This is a genomic window from Sphingomonas sp. GW821-FHT04B01 (genome assembly GCF_059420425.1).
Genome location: NZ_JBWKTR010000001.1, coordinates 623,385 through 642,051, shown reverse-complemented (window position 1 = coordinate 642,051; position 18,667 = coordinate 623,385). Strand labels below are relative to the sequence as shown.

Annotated in this window: 22 protein-coding genes; 9 read left to right on the top strand and 13 right to left on the bottom strand. The window is 68.3% G+C overall.

Annotated elements, in window-relative coordinates; translation table 11 throughout:
- Positions 1-25 precede the first annotated feature (25 nt).
- From AC07UH_RS03070 to AC07UH_RS03040, 7 genes are read right to left on the bottom strand one after another with little or no spacing between them, the layout of a single operon-like run.
- On the bottom strand, positions 26-730 hold the full coding sequence (locus AC07UH_RS03070) for a flagellar basal body L-ring protein FlgH (RefSeq protein ID WP_495179378.1): 705 nt from the start codon (positions 728-730) through the stop codon (positions 26-28).
- Positions 730-1,518 carry a flagellar basal-body rod protein FlgG gene (gene flgG, locus AC07UH_RS03065; protein WP_495179379.1) on the bottom strand — a complete coding sequence of 263 codons (789 nt, stop codon included), beginning with the start codon at positions 1,516-1,518 and terminating at the stop codon, positions 730-732. The genes AC07UH_RS03070 and flgG overlap by 1 nt, the downstream gene beginning before the upstream one ends.
- Positions 1,519-1,530: 12 nt before the next feature.
- A complete protein-coding gene (locus tag AC07UH_RS03060; RefSeq protein WP_038663686.1) occupies positions 1,531-2,283 on the bottom strand; it encodes a flagellar basal body rod protein FlgF in 753 nt (250 codons plus the stop codon).
- Positions 2,284-2,306: 23 nt separating this feature from the next.
- The gene (locus AC07UH_RS03055; protein WP_038663689.1) at positions 2,307-3,602 is read right to left on the bottom strand and encodes a flagellar hook protein FlgE; all 1,296 of its coding nucleotides are present in this window, start codon (positions 3,600-3,602) and stop codon (positions 2,307-2,309) included.
- 39 nt (positions 3,603-3,641) lie between these two features.
- Positions 3,642-4,370 carry a flagellar hook assembly protein FlgD gene (locus tag AC07UH_RS03050; RefSeq protein WP_038663692.1) on the bottom strand — a complete coding sequence of 243 codons (729 nt, stop codon included), beginning with the start codon at positions 4,368-4,370 and terminating at the stop codon, positions 3,642-3,644.
- A gap of 2 nt (positions 4,371-4,372) precedes the next feature.
- The gene (gene flgC / locus AC07UH_RS03045) at positions 4,373-4,780 is read right to left on the bottom strand and encodes a flagellar basal body rod protein FlgC (RefSeq protein ID WP_038663694.1); all 408 of its coding nucleotides are present in this window, start codon (positions 4,778-4,780) and stop codon (positions 4,373-4,375) included.
- A 4-nt stretch (positions 4,781-4,784) separates the two neighbouring features.
- Positions 4,785-5,129: a flagellar basal body rod protein FlgB gene (locus AC07UH_RS03040; RefSeq protein WP_038663697.1), complete on the bottom strand. Its 345-nt coding sequence runs from the start codon at positions 5,127-5,129 to the stop codon at positions 4,785-4,787.
- A 480-nt stretch (positions 5,130-5,609) separates the two neighbouring features.
- On the opposite strand from AC07UH_RS03040, the gene AC07UH_RS03035 reads away from it, so the two are divergent.
- The 8 genes from AC07UH_RS03035 to AC07UH_RS03000 all read left to right on the top strand — a co-directional run bounded on the left by AC07UH_RS03035 (position 5,610) and on the right by AC07UH_RS03000 (position 11,796).
- Positions 5,610-6,257: a motility protein A gene (locus AC07UH_RS03035; RefSeq protein ID WP_038663701.1), complete on the top strand. Its 648-nt coding sequence runs from the start codon at positions 5,610-5,612 to the stop codon at positions 6,255-6,257.
- Complete coding sequence (locus AC07UH_RS03030) at positions 6,254-6,772, top strand: flagellar motor protein MotB (RefSeq protein ID WP_495179380.1); 519 nt, start codon at positions 6,254-6,256, stop codon at positions 6,770-6,772. Before AC07UH_RS03035 ends, AC07UH_RS03030 begins: the two co-directional genes overlap by 4 nt.
- Positions 6,769-7,281, top strand: coding sequence for a flagella basal body P-ring formation protein FlgA (locus tag AC07UH_RS03025; RefSeq protein WP_495179381.1), 513 nt, complete (start codon positions 6,769-6,771; stop codon positions 7,279-7,281). The genes AC07UH_RS03030 and AC07UH_RS03025 overlap by 4 nt, the downstream gene beginning before the upstream one ends.
- Positions 7,282-7,373: 92 nt before the next feature.
- A complete protein-coding gene (gene flgM / locus AC07UH_RS03020) occupies positions 7,374-7,682 on the top strand; it encodes a flagellar biosynthesis anti-sigma factor FlgM (protein ID WP_038667299.1) in 309 nt (102 codons plus the stop codon).
- A complete protein-coding gene (locus AC07UH_RS03015) occupies positions 7,669-7,983 on the top strand; it encodes a flagellar protein FlgN (RefSeq protein WP_171009346.1) in 315 nt (104 codons plus the stop codon). Before flgM ends, AC07UH_RS03015 begins: the two co-directional genes overlap by 14 nt.
- A gap of 90 nt (positions 7,984-8,073) precedes the next feature.
- Positions 8,074-8,931, top strand: coding sequence for a flagellar protein FlgJ (locus AC07UH_RS03010; protein WP_038663710.1), 858 nt, complete (start codon positions 8,074-8,076; stop codon positions 8,929-8,931).
- Position 8,932: 1 nt separating this feature from the next.
- A complete protein-coding gene (gene flhA / locus AC07UH_RS03005) occupies positions 8,933-11,005 on the top strand; it encodes a flagellar biosynthesis protein FlhA (protein ID WP_137897514.1) in 2,073 nt (690 codons plus the stop codon).
- Positions 11,002-11,796 carry a sigma-70 family RNA polymerase sigma factor gene (locus AC07UH_RS03000; RefSeq protein WP_495179382.1) on the top strand — a complete coding sequence of 265 codons (795 nt, stop codon included), beginning with the start codon at positions 11,002-11,004 and terminating at the stop codon, positions 11,794-11,796. Before flhA ends, AC07UH_RS03000 begins: the two co-directional genes overlap by 4 nt.
- A gap of 137 nt (positions 11,797-11,933) precedes the next feature.
- Here AC07UH_RS03000 and msrA read toward each other — a convergent pair whose 3' ends face one another.
- On the bottom strand, positions 11,934-12,473 hold the full coding sequence (gene msrA / locus AC07UH_RS02995; RefSeq protein ID WP_038663719.1) for a peptide-methionine (S)-S-oxide reductase MsrA: 540 nt from the start codon (positions 12,471-12,473) through the stop codon (positions 11,934-11,936).
- 63 nt (positions 12,474-12,536) lie between these two features.
- On the opposite strand from msrA, the gene galE reads away from it, so the two are divergent.
- On the top strand, positions 12,537-13,535 hold the full coding sequence (gene galE, locus AC07UH_RS02990) for a UDP-glucose 4-epimerase GalE (protein WP_137897517.1): 999 nt from the start codon (positions 12,537-12,539) through the stop codon (positions 13,533-13,535).
- Between the two features lie 387 nt (positions 13,536-13,922).
- Here galE and AC07UH_RS02985 read toward each other — a convergent pair whose 3' ends face one another.
- The 5 genes from AC07UH_RS02985 to AC07UH_RS02965 form a co-directional block, all read right to left on the bottom strand.
- On the bottom strand, positions 13,923-14,594 hold the full coding sequence (locus tag AC07UH_RS02985; RefSeq protein ID WP_495179383.1) for a phosphatase PAP2 family protein: 672 nt from the start codon (positions 14,592-14,594) through the stop codon (positions 13,923-13,925).
- A 37-nt stretch (positions 14,595-14,631) separates the two neighbouring features.
- A complete protein-coding gene (locus AC07UH_RS02980) occupies positions 14,632-16,035 on the bottom strand; it encodes an amino acid permease (RefSeq protein WP_495179384.1) in 1,404 nt (467 codons plus the stop codon).
- A gap of 32 nt (positions 16,036-16,067) precedes the next feature.
- Positions 16,068-16,613 (bottom strand): GntR family transcriptional regulator, encoded by a 546-nt coding sequence (locus AC07UH_RS02975; RefSeq protein ID WP_495179385.1) that lies wholly within the window; start codon positions 16,611-16,613, stop codon positions 16,068-16,070.
- Positions 16,614-16,738: 125 nt separating this feature from the next.
- Complete coding sequence (locus tag AC07UH_RS02970) at positions 16,739-17,737, bottom strand: 4-hydroxyproline epimerase (protein ID WP_495179386.1); 999 nt, start codon at positions 17,735-17,737, stop codon at positions 16,739-16,741.
- Positions 17,738-17,748: 11 nt separating this feature from the next.
- Positions 17,749-18,648, bottom strand: coding sequence for a dihydrodipicolinate synthase family protein (locus AC07UH_RS02965; RefSeq protein ID WP_137897521.1), 900 nt, complete (start codon positions 18,646-18,648; stop codon positions 17,749-17,751).
- Between the last annotated feature and the right edge of the window lie 19 nt (positions 18,649-18,667).

The window sequence follows — 18,667 nt, the reverse complement described above, 5'->3', positions numbered from 1 at the left end:
TGCGCGTCATAGGGTTAACGGGCGCTCAAAACGGGCTGACGACGGAGAAGAAGCGGCTGAGCCAGCCCTGCCGGCCGGCACGGGCGACGTCGCCCTTGCCGGTATAGGCGATCTGCGCGTCGGCGACGCGGGTCGACAGGATGCGATTGTCGGCGCCGATATCGGCGGTGCGGACGATGCCCTTGATCTGGAGGAATTCGTCGCCGCGGTTGAGGGTGACGCGCTTCTGCCCCTGCACCAGCATCGTGCCGTTGGGATAGACTTCGGCAACGGTCACCGAGACCTCGCCCGACAGCGAGTTCGCCTGATCGGCCTGCCCCTGCCCGTCGAAACCGCGGCTGCCGCTGGCGGTGACGTCGGTCGAATTGAACAGCTTGAGCGGTCCGGTCGTCGGCGGCGTGATGCTGCCCGACCCCTTCGAATCGAGCTTGGAACCCGAGGACTTCGATGCGGCGGTGCGCTCGACGAGGATGATCGTCAGCGGATCGCCGACCCGGCGCGCGCGCCAGCCCTCGTACAGCGCGGCATAACCATCGCTCGCCTGGAAGATCGACCCGTTGGCCGGTGCCGGCGCCGGCGCGACGGGCGCACGGACGACAGTGAAATCCTCCGCCGGCTTCTTCTTGCCGAGGATGCTGGCATCGGCCGTGCCGGGTGCGAACGCGGCGAGCGCGAGCAGCCCCGCGGCGGCGAAGGCGGCCGGACGGCGATGTTGCGGTGCGGCGGGCATCACAGGTTCTGGTTCACATATTTGAGCATTTCGTCGGACGACGAGATCATCTTCGAATTGACCTCATAGGCGCGCTGCGTCTCGATCATGTCGACGAGTTCCTCGACGACGTTGACGTTCGAGGCTTCGAGGCTGCCCTGGCGGATGTTGCCGCGCCCGTCCTGGCCGGCGATGCCGAGGTTGGCGGCGCCCGACGAGGCGGTCTCCTTGAGGTAATTGTCGCCGGTCGATTGCAGCCCCGTGGCGTTGGGGAAGCTCGCGACCTGGATCTGGCCGATGTTGGTGCCCTCGTTCTGGCCCGGCACCTGTGCGGTGACGGTGCCGTCGGTGCCGATCGAGACCGAGGTGGCATTGGCCGGCACGGTGATGCCGGGCATCACCTGATAGCCTTCCGAGGTGACCAGCAGGCCCTCGGGCGACCGGTTGAAATTGCCGGCGCGCGTGTAGCCGAGGTTGCCGCCGGGCAGCTGGACCTGGAAATAGCCGTCGCCGTCGAGCGCCATGTCGAAGCTGTTGCCGGTCTGCGTCAGCGAGCCCTGCGTATCGATCCGCGCGGTGCCCTGCACGCGCACGCCGGTGCCGAGGTTGAGGCCGGTCGCATATTTGGTCTCGGCGGTCGACGCCGCGCCGGGCGCGGTGATCGTCTGATAGGCGAGCGTCTCGAAGGCGGCGCGATCCTTCTTGAACCCCGTCGTGTTGACGTTGGCGAGGTTGTTCGAGATGACCCGCATGCGCGTATCCTGGGTGTCGAGCCCGGTACGCGCGATGTGCATGGCGGAGGAGGACATCGTGTCTGTTCCTTAACTCGGGAGGCGCATCACGGAGGTGCTGCTCTCGTCCATATCCTTGGCCGACTTCATGAGGTTGGCCTGAACCTCGTAACTGCGCTGGTTCTCGATCATGTCGACCAGCGCCTGCGTCATGTTGACGTTGGAGCCTTCGAGCGCGCCGCCCTGCACCTTGGCGTCGAGATTGGCGGGCAGAGTGCCGCCGCCCTTGACGCGGAGCAGGTTGTCGAGCCCCTTCAGCGTCGCCGTTCCCTTGGTGTCGACCAGCTTGAGCCGGTCGAGCACCTGCGGGTTCTTCGCGTCGCCGCCCTGCGGCACGATGCTGATCGTGCCGTCGGCGGCGATCGTCAGGCTGTCGTGCGGCGGCACGGTGATCGGCCCCGCCTGCCCCTGGACGATGAAGCCGTCGCCGGTCTGGAGGACGCCCGAGGGCGCGATCTCGAGATCGCCGCGGCGGGTATAGGCCTCGCTGCCGTCGCCCGCCTGCACCGCCAGCCAGTCGCTGTTGCCGCTGATCGCGACGTCGAGCGCGCGGCCGGTCGCCTGGATCGCGCCGGGCGCGCGATCGGCGTCGGTCACCTCTTCGCTGGTCGGCATGCGCGCCTCGAGCTGCGCGCCGCCGCCCTTCAGTTCGATCCGGTCGAAGACGACGCGATCGGCGCGGAAGCCGGTGGTGGACGCATTCGCCATATTGTTGGCGATCGCCGCCTGCGCCTGCATGTGCGCACGCAGCCCCGTCGCCGCCGTATAGACCAATTTGTCCATTTAAGGCCTCCGCGCCGCGTCGCTTAGTTGCGGATCTGGATGATGGTCTGCGAGACCTGGTTGGCGGTATCGAGCGCCTTCGAGTTCGCCTGGAAGTTGCGCTGCGCCGCGATCAGATTGACCAGCTCCTCGGTGATGTCGACGTTCGATCCCTCGATCGTGCCGCTCATCAGCGAGCCGAAGCCGTCGGCGCTCGCCGAGCCCAAAGTCGCCGCACCCGACACGCCGGTCGCCGCCCAATAGCTGTTGCCGATCTGGCGCAGGCCGGTCGGCGTCGAGAATTTGGCGAGCGCGACCTTGCCGAGCGGCTTGATGTCGCCGTTCGAGAAGCTCGCCTGGATCAGGCCGGCGTCGGTCACCGTCACGCCGGCGAGCTGGCCGACCGCGATGCCGTCCTGCGTCTTGGCGTTGACCGCGAACGCCGAGGACAGCTGCGTCGAGTTGGTCAGGTCGAGCGACACGGTCTGCGCCGCGGCGCCCGAGGTCGGCGTGAAGGTGTTGAAGTTGAGCGGCATCGTCGTGCCGGTGGCGAGCGCGCCCTTGTCGTCGAAGGTCAGCGTGACCTTGTCCGACTTGGCCGCACCGGTGCCGGTGGTCATCGCCTGGTCGCCGATGAAGGTATAGACGTCCCAGCTACCGGTGGTCGCCGGCGGCCCGGCGGTGCCGGCAGCGGTGCGGACGTAATAGCTGGTCATCGTCATCGGATTGCCGTTCGCGTCGTAGATGCGCGTGGCGACCGAATTGTTGTAGCTCGTCGTATCGGTACGATCGAACTTGTAGCCGGCACCGCCGCCCTTGACGGTCGAGGTTGACGACATCTGCACCGCTGTGGCGACCTTGCTGGTCCCCTTGGGGGTGCCGCTGGTCTGCTGGATCTGCAGCGTGGTCAGGCCCTTCTCACCGGTGGCGGTGACGTTGCCGTCGCTGTCGACCGGATAGACCATCAGGTAGCTGCCCTGCGCGTCGACGACGTTGTTGTTCGAATCGACCGAGAAGGCACCGTTGCGGGTGTAGGTGGTCGAATCGCTGGTGCCGGTCGAACGCATCGTGAAGAAGCCCTCGCCGACCATCGCCAGGTCGAGCGCGTTCGACGTGGTGGTGAGGTTGCCCTCCTTGAACTGCTGCGTGTTGCCCTTCACCACGACGCCCGAACCGACCATCTTGCGCGGATCGGTCGAGGTGCTCGACGCGATGATGTCGGCGAATTCGGTGCGGCTCTTCTTGAAGCCGGTGGTCGAGACGTTGGCGAGATTGTGGCTGATCGTCGCCATGTCGGTCTGCGACGCCTGGAGGCCGGAAAGCGAGGTGTAGAAGGACATCGGGTTACTCCTTGGAAGCGGTAGGTCGGCGGATGAGAATCAGGTGGCGGAACGGACGTCCGAGGGATCGACGTCGCCGACCCCGAGGACCTTGAGCTTGGGGGCGCCGCTGGACGGCAGCGACACCGATTCGACCGGCGCCCAGACGAGCGTGCGGCTGGTGACCGTCTTGTCGCCGGCAGTGGCGAAGGCGGTGATCGTGAAGGGGCCCGAACCGACGCTGTTGCCGGCGCCGTCCTTGCCATCCCAGTCGAAGGTCGCGGTGCCCTGCTTCTGCGCGCCGAGCTGCAGGTTGCGCAAAGTGCCGCCGTTGGCGTCGGAGATCGAGACGTTGACCTGCGTCGCATCGCCGTCGAGCTCGACCGCACCGTCGAGGCTGCCGCTGGCGCGCGGATAGGCCGTCGAGCCGGCGGTCAGCACCGTCTTGCCGACATAGCTCATCGCATCCGACGCGGTGGTCGAGCCGAGCTTGGTGGCGACGCCGCTGAGCGTCTTGTTCATCTCGCTGATGCCGGCGACGGACGAGAATTGCGCCATCTGGGCGACCATCTGCGTATTGTCCATCGGGCTGAGCGGGTCCTGGTTCTTGAGCTGCGTGGTGAGCAGCTTCAGGAAGTCGTTCTGGTCCAGCGTCGTCTTGGTCGTGCCCGGGGTCGCCGAGGCGCCGGTCGCGGTGGTCGTCGCGGTATTCGCCGTCGAACGCTTGATGCCGAGCTTGTCGAGCGTCGCATCGAAGGTCGACTGGGTGGTCGAGGCGGTGGTCACCATGATTAGCGTCCCAGCTTGAGGGTATCGATGGTGAGCTGCTTGGCAGTGTTCATCACCTCGACGTTGTTCTGGTAGGAGCGCGCGGTCTCCATCATGTCGACGAGCTCGCGGCTTTCGTCGACGGCGGCCTGGTAGATATTGCCGTCCTTGTCCGCGAGCGGGTTGTTCGGATCGTAGACCTTGGTCGGCGATTCCCCGGCGGTGACGATCTTCTCGACGTCGACGGTGGCGAGGCCGCTGGCGGCGTCGAAGCTGGTGCGGAACACCGGCTTCATCGTCTTGTACGCGGTCTCCGCCGACCCCGTCGTGCCGCCGACGTTGGCGAGGTTGGACGCGGTCGTGTTCATGCGGATGAGCTGCGCGCTCATCGCCCGACCGGCGACCTGGAAGACGTTCATCGGATCGGCCATCGGCTTATTCCCCCTTCAGTGCGCGGGTGATCTGGCCGATGCGCCCGTTCAGGAACGACAGGGTCGTCTGATACTGGACGGCATTCTCGGCGAAGGCGGTCTGCTCCTCGTTGAGCTCGACCGTGTTGCCGTCCATCGAGGTCTGCAGCGGCACGCGATATTTGGTCGCGGCGTCGAGACTGCCGTTGCCGTCCTGCTCCATCGACGCGAGCGCCGACTTGAAGTCGATGTCCTTAGCCTTGAAGCCGGGGGTCGAGGCGTTGGCGATGTTCGACGCCAGGACGCCCATGCGCTGGCCGCGCACTTCGAGGGCGGCACCATGGACTCCGAACAAACTCTCTGCGGCCATCGGCCCAAATCTCCGGCGCACCATTGCGCTGCCCGGACCTAAGCAACCGCCGTGCCAGTTTTCGATTCCGACCGGTGGCAGGCGATTTTTTCAGCTACGGCAAGGCGACCACGAGGGAACGGCAAGGCGGCCGGCAAACGCTTGCCGGGGATTGCCGGGGAGCGGCAAAGGCTGCCGGATGACGGCGCGGATGGTGTTGCGGGGGTTTACCATTTTCGACGCGGGCACATGGGGATCGCACCCGTTTGCCCCACCCCATCTCCTTGTCGTCAGCCTTCGCCCCCCCCCCCGTCATCCCGGCGAAAGCCGGGACCCATGGACGCGGTTCGCTGGTGTTGGCGCGCGCCATGAACCGATCGCAGCCATGGGTCCCGGCTTTCGCCGGGATGACGAGTGGAGAAGGACCGCCGCCGCCCCGAAAAACGATCGGTGGCAACCCGCCCCTCCAGAAACTGGCCCGCCCCTTGCATCGGCACGCGCATGTTGATCGCCCAGCTCTTCGATCCCGTCGCGCTCGCCATCGTCGGCGGCGGGACGGTCCTTGCCGCGGTGTTGCGCGCGCCGTTGCGTGACGCGCTCGGCGCGGTGTCGGCGTTGCGCGTGCTCGCGCGGCGGCCGTTCCGTGCCGATGCGCTGCTCGACCAGGTCGCCGCGCAGGCGCGGATCGCCAAGCGCCACGGTGTCGTCGCGCTCGATCGCTCGGTGATCGCCGACCCCGATGTCGCCGCCGCGATCGCCGCGATCGTCGACGGCGGCAATCCGCGCGAGGTCGAGGCGCTGCTGCGCTATCATCGCCAGGCGCGCATCGCGCGGCATGTCGCGATCGCCGAAGTCTGGTCGTCCGCCGCCGAGGCGGCGCCGGCGATGGGGATGGTCGGCACGCTGATCGGCCTCGCCAGCATGTTCGCCAGCATGACCGACCCCAAGGCGATCGGCGGGGCGATGGCGATCGCACTGCTCGCGACGCTCTACGGTGCGCTGCTCGCCAATCTGGTGCTCACCCCGATCTGCCATCGCCTGCGCGCCGCCGGCCGGATCGAGGCGTTCGAGCGCGCGCGGATCGAGGCGCCGCTGCTCGCGCTCGCGCTGCGCGAGACGCCCCGCCATCCCCTGCAGAGCGTCGCATGACCGGCGACGCCTTCTACCCGCCCTCGCCGCCGGCCAAGCCGCTGTGGCTGGTGACGCTCGCCGACCTCGCATTGCTGCTGGTCGGCTTCTTCGTGCTGATCCAGGCGAGCGAAAAGCCGCGCGCGATCACCGATGCGCTGCGCCAGAGCTTCGGCGGCGCGCCGGCGCCCGCGGCGCTGCCGGTGATGGCCGCCGGCCTGCTCGACTTCGCACCCGGCAGCGCGACCTTGCCGGACAGTCCTGCCACGGTGATCGCCTGGGCGCGCGAGGCGGTGCGCGATCCGCGCGTCGCGCTGACCGTGACCGGATCGACCGACGGCAGCGCCGCCGACGTCGATCGCGCCACCGGCAGCGCCACCTTGCTCGCGGCCGATCGCGCGCGCAGCCTCGCCGCGGCGCTCGCCCCGGTCGGCCCGCGGATCACCGTCACCACCAGTCCCCATCCCGGTCGCCGCGCCGCGATCGTCACGATCGCCTTCGTCGGCGAACAATCCAGCACGGACCATCAGCCATGATCTTCCTTCCCCTGCTTCTCGCCGCCGGTGGCGCGGTCGCCTTCCAGGACATCGGCGGGCTCGACCGCGCCGTGTCCGCCTTCACCAGCCGCCCGATCGGCGCCGAGGGCGGCGCGCGGACCGCGATCGACAGCCGGCTGCGGCTCGCGCCCTGTTCCACCGTCGCGCTGGCGTGGCGGACCGAGGCGCACGACGCCGTCGTCGTCTCCTGTTCGGGGCCGGACTGGCGTATCTTCGTCCCGGTGATCCGCCCTGCCGCCGCTGTGGCACCGGCCGGTGCCGCCCGCCCGATGACCGTCGCCGCCAAGGCCGAACCGGTGATCCGTCGCGGCGACCCGGTGGTGATCGAGGCGGGGTCGAACGGCTTCTCGATCAGCCGCGAGGGCGTCGCGATGGGCGACGCCGCGCCGGGCGGCCGCTTCATGGTGAAGGTCGACGATGCCAAGGGTCCGGTGCAGGCGATCGCGCTGGAAAGCGGCCGCGCCACCCTGCCCGGCTGGGGTGAATGAGCCGGCGCGCGTGACCGCCGAATCTTTTTTGCTAAAGTCAGGGTGCAGTCGGCCGTTTATCCTCATGTCAGGCAACACAGATAGGTGCGGACATGGTGGACTCGATCGGCTCAACGCCGCTGAACGGAAGTGGAAGCGTTTCGCGCGTCGCCGCCCCAGCGGCTGCGCCGGCGGTGCAGCCCGCATTGCAACAGGCGGCGCAACAGGCCCCCGCGGCGAACACCGCGACGCAATTGACCAATCTCGCCAGAACGCTGGCGGCCGAACCGCCGATCGACAGCGACCGCGTCGACGAGATCAAGAAGGCGATCCAGAACGGCTCGTTCCCGATCCTGCCGGCGACGATCGCCGACCGGCTCCTCGCACTCCGGCTGAACTGGGATGGCCATGACGCGGCGTGATGCCCTCATCAAGGTGATCGACTCGCTGCATGCCGAGATCGAGGCGCTCAAGACCAACAACGTCACCGCGCTCGAGCGGGCGACGCAGGAAAAGCTCGCCGGCATCGAACAGGTCGCCGCGCTCGGCACCGGCCCGGCCGGCGACGACCTGCGCGCGCTCGCCGAAGAGGCGAACCGGCTGAACGAGACCTGCCGGATCTACGTCAATCTGATGGCGGCAAATGTTCGCCGCCGCCTGCAACTTCTGACCGGCGATGCCGGCCACGGCTTCCGCCCGACGATGGTGTCGGCCTACGCGTGACCCGATCGCCCCTTCACGGGGGCATCCGGGCAGAACTGGCACGGTCCTTGCTGATCACCCCTGCAACAACTGGGGTGTGCTTTCTTCGCAATGACCGTCAATCCGATTACCTCCGGCCGGGTGCAGTCCGCGATCGCGCTTGCGAGCAGCAAGACGGGCGTGGACTTCGACTATCTGCTCGGTCAGGCCAAGATCGAAAGCGGTCTCAACGCCAATGCGCGCGCCGGCACCTCGTCGGCGTCGGGCCTGTACCAGTTCGTCGAGCAGAGCTGGCTGGCGGTCGTCAAGAAACATGGCGCGGAGCACGGCATGGCCTGGGCCGCCGACAGCATCGGCCAGTCGCATGGCCATTTCACCGTCGGCGATCCCGCCACCCGCTCGGCGATCCTCGCGCTGCGCAACGACCCCACCGCCGCCTCGCTGATGGCGGCCGAACATGCCTCCGACAACAAGGACGTGCTCGAGGGGACGCTCGGCCGCTCCGCCAACGGCACCGACCTCTATATGGCGCATTTCCTCGGCCTCGGCGGTGCCAAGAAATTCCTCTCGGCGATGCAGAACAATCCGGGCGCCTCGGCGGCGTCGCTGTTCCCGCAGGCCGCCGGCGCCAATCGCTCGATCTTCTACGCCGGCAACGGCCAGCCGCGCTCGCTCGAAGCGATCTACCAGAGGTTCGCCGACAAGCTCGGCGCGGCGAGCGACAGCACGACCGAAACGCGCAAGGCCAATCTCGCCTTCGCCGCGCAGGCGCTCGACATGGACGGATCGACCGTCGTCACCGGCGGCAATGAAAGCGCCGAGGATGCGCTCGCCTGGGCGTCGCGCGCGATGGGCCAGATGGGGGGCCGGCTCAACACCAACCCGACCTCGGCGAACGCGCTGCTGCGCCCGTCGCCGAACAACGCAAGGCTCGCCTATATGATGCTCGCCAGCATGGGGGGCCGCTGAGGTGAACAAGCTCCTTGCGTCCGGCCGCGGCGCGGCGCTGCCGCTCGCCATCCTGCTGCTCGTCGTCGTGATGGTCGTGCCGATCCCGGCCTTCCTGCTCGACATCTTCTTCGTCGCCAATATCGCGATCAGCCTCGCGGTGCTGATGGTGTCGCTCAACGCGCAGAAGCCGCTCGACTTCTCGTCCTTCCCGACGGTGCTGCTGTTCGCCACCCTGTTCCGCCTCGGCCTCAACGTCGCCTCGACCCGCATCGTGCTGGTCCACGGCCACGAGGGCGAGAGCGCGGCGGGCCACGTCATCGAGGCGTTCGGCACCTTCCTGATCGGCGGCGACTATGTCGTCGGCATCTTCGTCTTCGCGATCCTGATGATCATCAACCTGATCGTCGTCACCAAGGGCGCCGGCCGCGTGTCGGAAGTCTCGGCACGCTTCACCCTCGACGCGCTGCCCGGCAAGCAGATGGCGATCGACGCCGATCTCAACGCCGGCCTCATCACCCCCGACGACGCCAAGAAGCGCCGCGTCGAAGTGGCGACCGAGGCCGATTTCTACGGCTCGATGGACGGTTCGTCGAAGTTCGTGAAGGGCGACGCGGTCGCCGCGATGCTGATCCTCGCCGCCAACGTGGTGGGCGGGCTGATCCTCGGCCCGGTCAGCCACGGCATGACCATCGCCGCCGCGGCGAAAAGCTATATTTTGCTCGCGATCGGCGACGCGCTCGTCGCCCAGCTGCCGTCGCTGATGCTCTCGATCGCCGCCGCCGCGATCGTCACCCGCGTGTCGTCGGACAAGGATCTCGCCGGCCAGATCGGCGGCCAGTTCGGGTCCCCGCGCACCTGGACCCCGGTTGCGGTGATCCTCGGCCTGCTCGGCCTGCTGCCCGGCATGCCGCACCTCGTCATCCTCACGGCTGCGGGGATCGCAGGCTTCGCGGCATGGAAGCTGCGCCAGATCGAGCGCCGCCCGCTCGTCGAGGCGACCCCCGCGGTCGCCGAGGAGCCCGCCGACCCGTCGAAGATCGGCTGGGACGAGGTCACCGACGGCATGCAGGTCAATTTCGACATCGGCTATGGCCTGGTGCCGCTGGTCGATCCGCGCCGCGGTGCGCCGCTGATGGGCCGGATCACCGGCGTCCGCCGCCAGCTCTCGCGCGAACTCGGTTTCGTCGTGCCGCAATGCCGCGTCCGCGACGACATCAACCTCGCGCCCTACACCTATCGCATCCTGATCAACGGCGTCGTGCTCGGCGAGGATCAGGTGTCGCCCGACGAGATGCTCGCGCTCGACACCGGCCAGGCCTATGGCTCGCTCAGCGGCAAGAAGGCGAAGGATCCGACCTTCGGCCTCGACGCGACGTGGATCCCGTCGGGCGACGCCGATGCGGCGACCGGCGCGGGCTTCCTCGTCGTCGATGCCGGCACCGTCATGGCGACGCATCTCAACCATCTGCTCGGCGCCAACGCCACCGACCTGCTCGGCCCGGACGAGGTCCAGTCGCTGCTCGACGGGCTCAAGGAGCGCGCGGCGCAGCTGGTCGCCTCGCTCACCCCCAATCCACTGCCGCTCACCACCCTCACCCAGGTCCTCAAGGGCCTGCTTGCGGAGAACATTCCGTTGAAGGAATTCCGTCGCATCGCCCAGGCGATCGCGGTCGCCGCCACGCGCAGCGCCGACGCCGAGGAAATCGTCGAACTGATCCGGCCCGAACTCGGCCCGCTGATCATCCAGAAATTGTGCGGCGTGCGCGAGCCGCTGCGCGTGATGACGCTCGACGGCCAGCTCGAAGGGCTGCTCGGCCAGGCCGCCCGCGCCGACCAGTCGCGCCGCCACGTCATCGAGCCCGATCTCGGCCGCCGCATCGTCGATGCCTTGCAGGAGGCGGCGCAGCCGCTGATCGCCGAGGCCAAGCCGTTCGCGCTCGTCGTCCAGCCGGCGATCCGCCTCGCGATCCGCAAGCTGGTGAAGACGGTGCTGCCCGACACGCCGGTGCTCTCCTTCTTCGAGGTGCCGGAAGAAAAGGCGGTCGAGGTCGTCGCGGTGATCGGCCAGCAGCATCAGGCGCTGGCGGCATGAGCATGGAGCCGATGAAACAGGTGTTCGCCCCCGCCACGCCCGCGCCCGCCACGCCCGCGCCCGCCACGCTGGTGCCGCAAGGACCGCTCACCTATTCGCGCGTCACCCGGCCGGGCGGCGATCAGGAGGCGATGATCCGGCAATATCTGCCGCTGGTCCGCCGCATCGCGTGGCACGTCCACGGCTCGATGAGCTCGATCGTCGAGGTCGAGGATCTCGTTCAGATCGGCCTCGTCGCCTTGGTCGAGGCGATCGGCCAGGCCGCCGAACAGGGCGCGCAATTCCGCGCCTATCTGCAGACCCGGCTGCGCGGCGCGATGATCGACGAATTGCGGCGGCAGGCGACGACGACGCGCGGCGCGATGCGGCGGCGGCGGCAATATCATGCCGCGGTGGCAACGCTGACGGCAAGCACCGGCCGCGCCCCCGACGAGGCGGCGCTGGCGAAGGAACTGGGAGTGACGGTGGAGAAACTGCGCGCCGATTACGAGACCGCCGATGCGGTCCGGTTCGAATCGATGGACGAGGTCTATGCCGACGATCTGCCGTGGTTCGCCGACGACACGCCCGACGCCTTCGAGCAACTCGCCGAAAGCGACCTGCGCGACACGCTGATCGCCGCGATCACCGCCTTGCCGGAACGCGAGGCACTGGTGGTCCAGCTCTTCTACGTCGAGGAACTCAACCTCGAGGAGATCGGCCAGGTGATCGGCGTCGGCGCGGCGCGCGTCTGCCAGATCAAGGCCGCCGCACATGCGAAATTGAAGAAGGCCCTGGCCCGAAAGGTCTAAGTCCTCCCCGGCACGGGGAGGGGGACCGCCACGTGCTAGCGTGGTGGTGGAGGGGGGCACCGCAGGCGCATCGCGCATGGAAGCCCCCCCTCCGTCGCCGCTACGCGGCGCCACCTCCCCGTACCGGGGAGGAATGATTACGCCGTCACCGCCTTGGACCGCGCCGCGAAACTCTTGCGCAGCTTCTGCAGCTTCGGCGGGATCACCGCCATGCAATACGGGTTCGAACGGCCCGAGGTTTCCCAATAATCCTGATGGTAGCCCTCGGCGGGATACCAGGTCGCCATCGGCTCGATCGTGGTGACGATCGGCTTGGCCGAGTCCGCCTGCGCCCGCTCGATCGCCGCCCGCATCTCGGCCTCCTGCGCCTCGTCGGCCGGGAACATCGCCGAACGATATTGCGTGCCGACGTCGTTGCCCTGGCGGTTGAGCTGCGTCGGATCGTGCGTCGCGAAGAAGATGTCGAGCAGGTCGCCGAGCTGCAATTGCTCGGGATCGAAGCCGATGCGGATCGCCTCGGCATGGCCGGTGTCGCCGCCGCAGACCTGCTTGTAGGTCGGATCGGGGACCGAACCGCCGATATAGCCGCTCTCGACGCTCTCGACTCCGATCACATCCTTGAACACCGCCTCGGTGCACCAGAAGCAGCCGCCGGCCAGCGTCACATAATCGGTCATAATAGTCTCCTTTGCGCCGATGTAGGAACGCGGTAGGGCGCGCGAAAGACGGGAGATCAGACGATGGCGTTCCAGGGTAAGGTGATGGTGACCGGCGGCGCCGGCTATATCGGCAGCCATGCGGTGCTCGCATTGCTCGACGCGGGCTATGACGTCGTCGTCGTCGACAATCTCGTCACCGGCTTCGACTGGGCGGTCGATCCGCGCGCTACGCTGGTGCAGGCCAATATCGAGGACGACGCCGCCGTCCGCGCGACGATCCGCGACCATCACGTCCGCGCCATCATGCATTTCGCCGGGTCGGTGGTCGTGCCCGAATCGGTCAGCGACCCGCTCAAATATTATCGCAACAACACCGCCGCGACGCGCGCGCTGCTGGAGAGCGCGGTGGTCGAGGGCGTGCCGCACTTCATCTTCTCCTCGACCGCGGCGACCTACGGCACCCCGATCAAGGTGCCGGTGCAGGAGAACGACCCGACCGTGCCGATCAACCCGTACGGCATGTCGAAGCTGATGACCGAGGCGATGCTGCGCGACGTCGCCGCGGCGCATCCGATCAATTATTGCGCGCTGCGCTATTTCAACGTCGCCGGCGCCGATCCGCAGGGCCGCTCCGGCCAGTCGACGGTCGGCGCGACGCATCTCATCAAGATCGCCGTGGAAGCGGCGACCGGCAAGCGCGAGGCGGTGTCGGTGTTCGGCACCGACTTCGACACGCCCGACGGCACCGGCGTGCGCGACTATATCCATGTCAGCGACCTCGCTGCGGCGCACGTCTCGGCGCTCGAACTGCTGATCGCCGAGCCCGCCAAGAGCCATACGCTCAATGCCGGCTACAACCGCGGCTTCTCGGTCAACGAGGTGCTCGACGCGGTCGATCGCGTCACCAACCTGACGATCCAGCGCCGCTACGAGGGCCGCCGCGCCGGCGATCCCGCCGCGCTCGTCGCCGACAATGGCGCGATCCTCGCCGCTTTGCCGTGGCGCCCGCAGCGCGACGATCTCGAAACGATCGTCAAGGATGCGCTCGCCTGGGAGCGCAAGCTCGCCGAACGCGGCTGATTGGTCGGGGGTCGGCATTTCGCCTTGATATGACGGGGGAAATGCCGGCCGCTGTCCTACACGACACGGACTTGCTATCGACGCAGCGCCAAGTCGCGCTCTTTCTCATTGGTGCAGAAATGGAAACGATAGGGCTGGATCGTTTCCTTTAAGGTGTCCAACTTGTCCACGTTGCCCCAATTCGGCCACAATGTAGAACGGATCGACAGTCAGCTCGTGACTATAGCAATTCCTCCCCCGCCAGGGGGAGGTGGCAGGCCGAAGGCCTGACGGAGGGGGAGGTACGCGACACCTCTGTTCCGTGTCCTCCCCCTCCGTCACGGCTTCGCCGCGCCACCTCCCCCTGGCGGGGGAGGAATTCGTGAAGACGGCAAATGTCGATCCCGCTTAGCGCTCACCGCCGATCGCCGCCCGCGCCCGCGCGGTGGCGGTCCACCAGCCCAGCGCCCAGAGCGTGCCGAAGCTCCAGCCGGCGATGACGTCGCTCGGCCAATGGACGCCAAGATAGACGCGGCTGCACCCGATCGCACCGACCAGCAGAACCGCGACCACGAGCAGATAGCGTCGCGCCGCCCGATCCGGGGTCACCTGTCCGGCGAGCGAGGCGAGCGTCAGATAGACCACGGCGCTCGACGTCGCATGGCCACTCGGGAAGCTGTAGCCGCTCGCGTCGACCAGATGCGGCACGAGGTCGGGCCGCGCGCGCAGCACCACGCCCTTGACCGCATCGACCACCCAGCCACCGGTCAGGCTGGCGAGCACCGTCGCCAGCGCGGTCAGCCAGAGCCGCTGGATCAGCAGGAAGCCGGCGACGATCACCACGATCACGGTCAGCACCACCCCGCCGCCGAGCGCGGTGATGTCGCTCGCCACCTTGGGCAGCCACGCCGGCCCGCCCCATGCCCGCGCGCCGACGATGATCGCGCGGTCGAAGGCGAAGGGATAGCGGCTCGTCGCGAAGGCGCCGACCAGCAGGATCATGAGCCCGACCGCGATCAGCGCGATCCCGGCGAGCAGCGGCGGCAGGCGCCGCGCGCCGACGGAGGTTGGTTCGGTCATCGACCGGTCCGAACGCCCGACACCGCCGCCGGTGCCGTCAGCGCCGCGCGGCGAGCCCGTGGCGACGGCCGTAGGCGAGATAGACGACCAGCCCGATCGCGTTCCAGCCGAGGAAGCGCAGCAGCGTCGCCTGCGGCAGGCTCCACAGCAGATAGAGGCAGCCGAGCACCGCGAGCGTGCCGACCAGGAACGGCGCCGGACAGCGGAACAGCCGCTTCGCCTCCGGGGCGGTTCGGCGCAGTACCATCATGCACGCCGCCACCGCGATGAACGCGAGCAACGTCCCGGCATTGGCGAGTTCGGCGATCTCGTCGAGCCGGAAGACCCCCGCGACCAGCGCGATCGACACGCCGGTCAGCAATGTGATCCGCACCGGCGCGCCGGTGCGCGGGCTCAACGTCGCGAGGCTGCGCGGGAGGAGCCCGTCGCGCGCCATGGTGAAGAAGATGCGGCTCTGCCCGTACATCATGACGAGGATCACCGAGGGCAGCGCGATCACCGCGGCGAGCGCGATCAGATGGCCCGCGAACGGCCGACCGAGCGAGCGCAGCACCAGCGCGAGCGGTTCGGCGGAATGCGCGAGCTGCGTGAACGGCAGCGCGCCGACCGCGGCGACCGCGACCGCCATATAGATCAGCGTGCATGCGAGCATCGACCCGACGATGCCGATGGTCAGGTCGCGACCGGGGTTCTTCGCCTCCTCCGCCGAGGTGGCGACCGCATCGAAGCCGTAGAAGGCGAAGAAGACGATCGCCGCCGCCGCCATCACGCCGCGCTTGGTCCCGCCGCTCTCCACCGAGCCGAAGCCATAGGGCATGAACGGATGGAGGTTGTCCGCGTCGAACGCCGGCAGCGCGAAGCCGACGAAGATCGCCAGCGCGGTCAGCTTGACGACGACGAGGACGATGTTGAGCGTCGCGCTTTCGCGCGTGCCGAGCAGCAGCAGCCCCATCACGCCGAGCGTAACGAGCACCGCGGGCAGGTTGATCAGCCCGCCGCCATGCGGCCCGGCGAGCAGCAGCGCCGGCAGGTGCACCCCCGCCGATTCGATCCAGCCGACCAGATAGCCCGCCCAGCCGACCGCGACGGTCGAACAGGCGAGCGAATATTCGAGGATCAGGCTCCAGCCGACCACCCAGGCGACCGTCTCGCCGAGCGCGGCATAGCTGAACGTATAGGCGCTGCCCGCCGCCGGGATCATCGTCGCCAGCTCGGCATAAGCGAGCGCGGCGCAGGCGCAGACCGCGCCGGCGATCGCGAAGGCGAGGATCACCGCCGGTCCGGCGCGCTCGGCGCCCACCCCGGTCAGCGTATAGATGCCGGTGCCGACGATCGCGCCCACCCCCAGCGCGATCAGATGCGGCCACGACAGCGTCTTGGCGAGCGCCTGTCCGGCATCGTGGCGCAAGACGGCGTCGAGCGATTTGCGCGGCCCCAACATGATCGTGTCCCCCCGTTGTGATGATGATGCCGTCAGCGGGCGGCGAACTGCTCCCGCAGGTCGGCGAGCGTCGCGCCGATATGGCCGGCGAGCAACGTCTCCAGCGCCGCGCCGTCGCGGGCGAGAAAGGCGTCGAGCAGCGCGCGATGCTCCTGATGCGCGCGCGTCTCGCGCCCGGCGGGGGCGAGATGCGCGACGACATAGCGTTCGGCGAGGATCGACAACCGCTCGATGAGCTGCGTGGTCAGCAGCCGCCCGCCCGGGCGGACCAGCGCGACGTGGAATTCGCGATTGCTGATCGCCACCGCGGCGAGGTTGCTGCCCGCGGCACGGTCGAGCCGCTCGAACGCCTGCACCGCGGCGTCGCGCGCCGGCGGATCGGCGCAGGCGGCGGCATGAGCGGCGGCGGCGGGCTCGATCGCGAGGCGTAGCGCATAGATCTCTTCCGCCTGATCGGTGGACAGCCCGCGCACCATATAGCCGCGATTGGCCTGGCTGGTCAGCAGCCCTTCCTGTTGCAGCCGCCCCAACGCCTCGCGCAGCGGGATCTTGCTCACCCCCAGTTCGGCGGCGAGCATCCTGCCGCAGCGGCGTGTCGGTCGCCAGCTGGCCGGTGACGATCCGTTCGCGGACGATCTCGAATACGCGTTCGGAGAGGGTGCGGATCACGATGCTCACCACATGGCGCCAAAATGCCGCGCGCTCACGTGACCTGGAATCCCTCCCAGAAGGTGTCGGCGCGGTCGATCCAGATCGTGTTGAAACCGGTGGCGATCGCCGAACCCTCGATCGACGGCACGATCGCCGGCGTGTCGCCGAGCGTCGTCGTCGCCTCGACGCGACCGACGAAGCGGCTGCCGATATAGCTCTCGTGAACGAACCGGTCGCCGACCGCGAGCACGCCTTTGGCGGCGAGATGCGCGAGCCGCGCCGAGGTGCCGGTGCCGCACGGCGACCGGTCGATCGCCTTGTCGCCGTAGAATACCGCGTTGCGACCGTCCGCCCCCTCGCCCCTCGGCTGGTCGGCCCAGAGCACGTGGCTGACGCCGCGGATCGTCGGATCGAGTGGATGGACCGGCTCGAACTTGGCGCGCACCGCCGCGCGGACGCTGCGGCTGAGCGCGATGATCCGGTCGGCGCCGAGATCGTCGAGCCCGGTATAGCCGCCCTGCGGCTCGACGATCGCATAATAATTGCCGCCATAAGCGACGTCGACCGACAGCGGCCCGATCCCCTCGACATCGATCGCGATCCCCGTCGCGGCGACATAGGAGGGGACGTTGGTGATCCGCACCGCGGTCACCTTGTCGCCCGCCGTCTCATAGGCGATGTCGATCACTCCCGCGGGCACCTCGACGCGCAGCCGCCCCGGCGTCGCCGGCTGGATCAGCCCGTGCTCCAGCCCGAAGGTAACGATGCCGATCGTGCCGTGCCCGCACATCGGCAGGCAGCCGCTCGTCTCGATGAACAGGATGCCGATATCCGCGTCCGCCGTGGTCGGCGGATAGAGGAAGCCGCCCGACATCATATCGTGGCCGCGCGGCTCGAAGCACAGGCCGGTGCGGATCCAGTCGAAGCGCGCCAGGAAGTCCTGACGCCGCTCCGACATGGACGCCCCCTTCAGCAGCGGCGCCCCGCCGGCGACGAGGCGAACCGGATTGCCGGCGGTATGACCGTCGATGCAGAAGAAGGTGTGGCGCATCGCTCCGCGGCTCAGCCGAGCGCCGGCCGCGTCGCCGCCGCCTTCTCGACCATCGCGATCACCTCGGCGCGGCGCGCGCCTTCCAGCACGTAGCGCGGCGGCAGCACCCGCTCCGACCCGCGGCCCATCACCTGCTCGGCGAGCTTGATCGACTGGACGAGGTCATGCTCGGCGTCGAGGTGGAGCAAGGGCATGAACCAGCGATAGATTTCCATCGCCTTGGCGTGATCGCCGCGCTCAAACGCGCGCACCAGCTCGACCGATTCCCTGGGGAAGGCGTTGGTCAGACCCGACACCCAGCCCTGCGCACCGAGGAAAAGCCCTTCGAGCGCGACGTCGTCGAGCCCGGCGAACAGCACGTAGCGATCGCCGAAGGCGTTGCGGAAGTCGGTGAAGCGGCGCGTGTCGGGGGCCGATTCCTTGACCGCGACGATGTTCTTCACCTCGACCAGCGCGGTCAGCACCTCCTGATCGATCACGGTGCGATAGGCGGGCGGGTTGTTGTAGAGCATGATCGGCAGGCCGGTCTGCTCGGCGACGCCGCGGAAATGGTTCACCAGCTCGTGCGGCTTGGGCACATAGACCATCGGCGGCAGCAGCATCAGCCCGTCCGCCCCGGCCTTCTCCGCCGCCTGCGCATAGCGCACCGCGCGACGCGTGTCGTATTCCGACACGCCGGTGACGACCGGCACGCGGCCCGCCACCGCCTCGACGATCGCGGTCAGCGTCGTCACCTTCTCGTCGAAGTCGAGCGAATTGTTCTCGCCGACCGTGCCCAGCGCGATCACGCCGGTGACGCCGTCGCGCACCAGATCGTCGACGACGCGTTGCGTATCAGGGAGATCGATGGAAAGATCCTCGCGTACCTGGGTCGTCACCGCGGGGAAAACGCCCCTCCACCCGATCGTCATGCTGCTTGCGTCCTCTATC

Coding starts and splice junctions, on each gene's coding strand:
- AC07UH_RS03000 (WP_495179382.1), top strand. CDS start 11,002: ATGAGCATGGAGCCGATGAAACAGGTGTTCGCCCCCGCCACGCCCGCG.
- flgM (WP_038667299.1), top strand. CDS start 7,374: ATGGTGGACTCGATCGGCTCAACGCCGCTGAACGGAAGTGGAAGCGTT.
- AC07UH_RS03060 (WP_038663686.1), bottom strand. CDS start 2,283: ATGGACAAATTGGTCTATACGGCGGCGACGGGGCTGCGTGCGCACATG.
- AC07UH_RS03035 (WP_038663701.1), top strand. CDS start 5,610: ATGTTGATCGCCCAGCTCTTCGATCCCGTCGCGCTCGCCATCGTCGGC.
- flgC (WP_038663694.1), bottom strand. CDS start 4,780: ATGGCCGATCCGATGAACGTCTTCCAGGTCGCCGGTCGGGCGATGAGC.
- AC07UH_RS03055 (WP_038663689.1), bottom strand. CDS start 3,602: ATGTCCTTCTACACCTCGCTTTCCGGCCTCCAGGCGTCGCAGACCGAC.
- AC07UH_RS03010 (WP_038663710.1), top strand. CDS start 8,074: ATGACCGTCAATCCGATTACCTCCGGCCGGGTGCAGTCCGCGATCGCG.
- AC07UH_RS03015 (WP_171009346.1), top strand. CDS start 7,669: ATGACGCGGCGTGATGCCCTCATCAAGGTGATCGACTCGCTGCATGCC.
- AC07UH_RS03070 (WP_495179378.1), bottom strand. CDS start 730: ATGCCCGCCGCACCGCAACATCGCCGTCCGGCCGCCTTCGCCGCCGCG.
- msrA (WP_038663719.1), bottom strand. CDS start 12,473: ATGACCGATTATGTGACGCTGGCCGGCGGCTGCTTCTGGTGCACCGAG.
- AC07UH_RS03030 (WP_495179380.1), top strand. CDS start 6,254: ATGACCGGCGACGCCTTCTACCCGCCCTCGCCGCCGGCCAAGCCGCTG.
- AC07UH_RS03025 (WP_495179381.1), top strand. CDS start 6,769: ATGATCTTCCTTCCCCTGCTTCTCGCCGCCGGTGGCGCGGTCGCCTTC.
- AC07UH_RS02980 (WP_495179384.1), bottom strand. CDS start 16,035: ATGTTGGGGCCGCGCAAATCGCTCGACGCCGTCTTGCGCCACGATGCC.
- galE (WP_137897517.1), top strand. CDS start 12,537: ATGGCGTTCCAGGGTAAGGTGATGGTGACCGGCGGCGCCGGCTATATC.
- AC07UH_RS03040 (WP_038663697.1), bottom strand. CDS start 5,129: ATGGCCGCAGAGAGTTTGTTCGGAGTCCATGGTGCCGCCCTCGAAGTG.
- AC07UH_RS03050 (WP_038663692.1), bottom strand. CDS start 4,370: ATGGTGACCACCGCCTCGACCACCCAGTCGACCTTCGATGCGACGCTC.
- AC07UH_RS02970 (WP_495179386.1), bottom strand. CDS start 17,737: ATGCGCCACACCTTCTTCTGCATCGACGGTCATACCGCCGGCAATCCG.
- AC07UH_RS02975 (WP_495179385.1), bottom strand. CDS start 16,613: ATGCTCGCCGCCGAACTGGGGGTGAGCAAGATCCCGCTGCGCGAGGCG.
- AC07UH_RS02965 (WP_137897521.1), bottom strand. CDS start 18,648: ATGACGATCGGGTGGAGGGGCGTTTTCCCCGCGGTGACGACCCAGGTA.
- AC07UH_RS02985 (WP_495179383.1), bottom strand. CDS start 14,594: ATGACCGAACCAACCTCCGTCGGCGCGCGGCGCCTGCCGCCGCTGCTC.
- flgG (WP_495179379.1), bottom strand. CDS start 1,518: ATGTCCTCCTCCGCCATGCACATCGCGCGTACCGGGCTCGACACCCAG.